General features: G+C 67.2%; 5 protein-coding genes and 1 pseudogene. 4 read left to right on the top strand and 2 right to left on the bottom strand.

All coding sequences use genetic code 11. The features are described 5' to 3' along the window. Nucleotides 1-255: pseudogene (locus A5701_RS22115) on the bottom strand (ATP-dependent Clp protease ATP-binding subunit); the annotation flags it as partial. A gap of 111 nt (nucleotides 256-366) precedes the next feature. Between A5701_RS22115 and A5701_RS22110 the strand changes: the two are divergent. The 4 genes from A5701_RS22110 (at nucleotide 367) to A5701_RS22095 (ending at nucleotide 3,152) form a co-directional block, all read left to right on the top strand. Further along, nucleotides 367-699, top strand: a complete 333-nt coding sequence (locus tag A5701_RS22110; protein ID WP_067758913.1) for a DUF732 domain-containing protein — start codon at nucleotides 367-369, stop codon at nucleotides 697-699. 74 nt (nucleotides 700-773) lie between these two features. After that, the gene (locus A5701_RS22105) at nucleotides 774-1,076 is read left to right on the top strand and encodes a DUF732 domain-containing protein (RefSeq protein ID WP_082950111.1); all 303 of its coding nucleotides are present in this window, start codon (nucleotides 774-776) and stop codon (nucleotides 1,074-1,076) included. Nucleotides 1,077-1,223: 147 nt separating this feature from the next. Then, nucleotides 1,224-2,732: a sodium:alanine symporter family protein gene (locus A5701_RS22100; RefSeq protein WP_067758916.1), complete on the top strand. Its 1,509-nt coding sequence runs from the start codon at nucleotides 1,224-1,226 to the stop codon at nucleotides 2,730-2,732. Nucleotides 2,733-2,807: 75 nt separating this feature from the next. Next, nucleotides 2,808-3,152, top strand: a complete 345-nt coding sequence (locus A5701_RS22095; RefSeq protein ID WP_067758907.1) for a DUF732 domain-containing protein — start codon at nucleotides 2,808-2,810, stop codon at nucleotides 3,150-3,152. Between the two features lie 24 nt (nucleotides 3,153-3,176). Here the strand turns inward: A5701_RS22095 and A5701_RS22090 are convergent, their stop codons facing one another. After that, nucleotides 3,177-4,097 (bottom strand): cation diffusion facilitator family transporter, encoded by a 921-nt coding sequence (locus A5701_RS22090; RefSeq protein ID WP_067758904.1) that lies wholly within the window; start codon nucleotides 4,095-4,097, stop codon nucleotides 3,177-3,179. Between the last annotated feature and the right edge of the window lie 34 nt (nucleotides 4,098-4,131).

The raw sequence follows: 4,131 nt of genomic DNA, 5'->3' as shown, positions 1-4,131 counted from the left end.
GGCGCGCGGCACGAACCGCTTCTGGGCCGCTTGTTTGGTGACGCCCATGCTCTTGCCGATGTCGGTCCACGACGCCCCGGACCGCCGGGCTTGATCCACGAAGTGCCCGATCAGGTGGTCGGCGACCTCGCCCAGGTGCTCGGCCGCCAGCACCGCGTCGGCCAGCTGATCGAGCGCGTCGGTGTGCACCGATTTGATGGCATTGATCAGCTCGTCGAGCCGGACGGGGTAGGCGATGCGGGTCGGGTCGGCCATGCCGTCAACGATAGGTTGACGCGCTTGGAGATGTCAACCCGGGGTTGACGATTGTTAATTATTGTTTCGTCATCCGCGTACTCCGCGCAGGTCTGGAACGATTTCAAATTTATGAAGCTTGTTCTGACGATTTCCAGCGTTGCTGTCATGATCGGCCTGGCCGCGCCGGCATACGCCGACGACACCGACGGTGCGTTTCTCGCATCGCTGGATGCGGCCGGATTCACCTATACGGACCCGGGACAGGCCATACAGGCGGCCCACTACGTGTGCTCGGCGGCCAGTGGCGGCACCGCGATCGCTGACATCGCGACGGCGGTGCAAAAGGGCGACAGCGCATTGAGCGCCGACAAGGCCGCAAAGTTCACCGCGATAGCGGCCAACGCCTACTGCCCGGACGCGCTCTCGTCGTCCAGCCCGACGACCACGACCGCCAGCTCGTAACCGGCCGATTCGCGCCACGAGATGCGGGGCGGCCGTAGCTCTGGAACGATCAGTGAGCCGTGAGGCTATTTCTGATGTCGCTCGGCCTTGCGGCCGCGATCGGTCTGGCCGGCCCGGCGCACGCCGACGGCAGTGACGACACCTTCCTGGCGACCGTTCACGCGGCCGGCCTGACCTATTCGGATCCCGAGCAGGCGATCACCTCCGGCAAGTCGGTGTGCAAGCTGGTCAGCGAGGGCTCGAACCTGACCGACGTCGTCCGGATGCTCCAAATGCTCAATCGTGGGCTGCAGGGGGACGACGCCACCCGGTTTGCGGCAATCGCCGCCAACTCGTATTGCCCCCAAGCGCTCTCGAAGCCCGACGCCGCCTCCTAGCGGTAGCGGCGGTGGGCCGTTACGACGAATGTGATGCGGTTGTTACACGGCCGACCATTGACGGCAGGTTAACGAAACCTGTAATCAACAATTCGCCCATACCATTTCGGCGACGGACAGTGGTCGTAGCCGAAAGGAAGCATGGGCTTGGACTTCCTTCAGCAGCAGTTGGTCGAGCCCCTTAGCAACATCCTCAATACGCATGTCCTGATCTATTTGCTGATCGGCGGCGGCATCTATTTCACCGTGCGCACCCGATTCATTCAGGTCCGCTACTTCGGGCGCATGCTTCGCCAGCTTCGTAGGGCCCATCGCCAGGACGGTGGGATCTCGTCGTTCCAGGCGTTCTGCGTGGGCCTCGCGTCGCGCGTGGGTACCGGGAACATCGCCGGCGTCGCAATCGCCCTGACGGTCGGGGGGCCCGGCGCCGTCTTCTGGATGTGGGTGGTGGCCGCGGTCGGCATGGCCACCGCGGTGATCGAGGCCACCCTGGCCCAGATCTTCAAGGTCCGCTCGGACGACGGAGCCTTCCGCGGCGGTCCCGCGTTCTACATACAACGGGGCCTGCGGTCACGCGCGGGCGGCGTCATCTTCGCCATGCTGCTGGTGGTCACGTTCTCCACAGCGTTCAACATGGTGGAGACGAACGCGATCAGCGGGGTGTTGCAGTCGTCGCACGGCATCGGGGTCGGTTGGACCACTGTCGTTTTGGCGGTGCTGGCGGCGCCCGTGCTTTTCGGTGGCGTGCGGCGCGTCGCCCAATTCGCCGGATCGGTCCTTCCGGTGGTGGCGCTGGTGTACACGTTGCTCGCGCTGGGGATCGTGGCCGTCAACATCACCGAGCTGCCGACGGTGATCAGGGAGATCATCGGCGGTGCGTTCGGAATCCGCCAAATGGCAGGCGGTTTCGCGGGCGGAGCGCTCGCCGCGATGTTCACCGGCGTCAAGCGGGGCCTGTTCGCCTGCGAGGCGGGGATGGGCAGTTCGCCCAACATCGCCGGCGCCGCGACCGTGGCACATCCGGTGGAGCAGGGCCTGATTCAGTCGCTCGCGGTGTTCGTCGACACGATGGTGATCTGCACGGCGACGGCGTTCATCGTGCTGCTGTCCGGTCCGGAAACCTACAATCCCTCTCGCCTGGGCTCGCTCGCCGGGGCCAGCCTGACCGAATCCGCGATCGCCGCGGATCTCGGGTCGTGGACCACGGTCTTGATGACCTCGGTGGTGTTCGTCTTCGCGTTCGCATCGGTGCTGAGCAACTACGTGGTCGCCGAGGCCAATCTGTTCTACCTGGGCGGACGTCGTTTGGCGGCCAACGTTCTGAAGGCGGTCACCCTGGCGTCCATCATCTTCGGGGCGCTGGCCAAGCTGACCCTGGTGTGGGCGCTCGCCGACTTGACCATGGCGGTGATGGCCATCGCGAACCTGCTCACCATCTGCCTGCTGGGCAAGTGGGCGTTCGCGGCCCTCAAGGATTACCACCGGCAGTTCGCGCAAGGCGAGGCGCCGGTGTTCATCGCCAGCGAGGCCGGCCTGCCCGGCGTCCTGGACGGCGACATCTGGGAGCGCGCGGAGCGCCGGCAGGTCGGCGCGCTGCCCGAGTCGTTGACGCTGCACCGCCCGGCGCTGCGACCCTCTCGCGCGCCGGCGGCCTAACCGGCCGCCAGAGTTCACCCGCCGTTTCCCCGGCGAGGTGCCATTCGCCGGCAGGTCTGCGAGAATCGCTGCGTTATGCGATTTCTACTGGTTCTGGCCGGCGTGGCCGCCGCGATCGGCCTGGCGGCGCCCACGTACGCCGATGTGAACAACGATCAGGACTTTCTGACCGACCTGCGCGACGCCGGCCTCACCTACCAGGACGGCGGCAACGCCGTCACGATCGGCAAGTCGGTGTGCGACCTGCTCGACGACGGCCAGTCCACCGCGGAGATCGTGACCCAGCTGCGCAACCAGAACCCGGCGTTCCAGGGGGCCAGCGCGGCCAAGTTCACGTACCTCGCGGCGGCCCACTACTGCCCGAAGTACGTCACCGGCGAGGACCGCGGCCCGAAGCCGGACGGTGTTCCCGGCAACTGACCGCCTGGAGCGCGTGGGTGCGCGCTACGCGGCTCGCGCCGTCCATGTGAAGTTGTGCATCTCGGGGATCCGCGGCGCGAGCGCGGCGGCGACGAGGCGCCCGATTCGATCGGCGGCCGCCAACGGGGTGTCCGGGTCGAGAAAGCCTTCCACTTCCACCCGCAACGTCCGCCCGGTCCATCGGGCCCGGGCGTGGGCGTGCGTGACGCCCGGCACCGTGGCGGCGACGGCCTCGGCGGTGGTGATGATTTCGGGGTCGACGCCGTCGAGCAGGCGGTGAGCGATCTCCGAGGTCACCTCCCAGCCGACGTGGCAGATGAACCCCGTGACGACGATCCCGGCCACCGCGTCGGCCCATCCCCAGCCGAGCGCCACGCCGATCAGCCCGAGCATCGCCCCCGCGGACGACAACGCGTCCAGCCAGGAGTGTTTGGCGTCGGCCACCATGGTTGCCGAACGAATCCGCTTGCCCACCACCAACTTATAGCGGGCCACCAGCTGGTTGCCGACGATTCCGACCAGCGCCGCCGCGATGCCCCAGCCCACGTATCCGGTGCCGCCGTGCCGGAGCAGCTTGTTGACGCTTTCGAAGGCGGCCACGGCGGCGCTGCCCCAGATCACCAGTGCGACACCGATTCCGGCGAGATCTTCGGCGCGCTCGTAGCCGTAGGGATAGCGCTCGGTGGGAACTTTGCGTGACGCCCGGAACCCGACGAACACCAGCGCGCTGGTGGAGACGTCCGACAGATTGTGCAACGCGTCCCCGAGCAACGCCACCGAGCCGGACAGCAGCGCGATCGCCAATTCGACGAGCCCGGTCAGCGCCAGTCCGATCGCGCTGACGGCGACGGCCCGGTTGGCCTGCCGACGCTCGGCCGCATCATCGGTGACGGTGTCGAGGGGAAAACTTGCCGCGGGGTCGCGGACGCCGTTGACGAGGTGCATACGGCAAGCATGCCCGAACGCGCGCCGGCGCCCC

The sequence above is a fragment of the Mycobacterium sp. E3305 genome, from assembly GCF_001666785.1.
GTDB lineage: Bacteria > Actinomycetota > Actinomycetes > Mycobacteriales > Mycobacteriaceae > Mycobacterium.
Note: the sequence above shows the minus strand (reverse complement) of the source record. Positions and strands in the feature narration are given on the sequence as shown.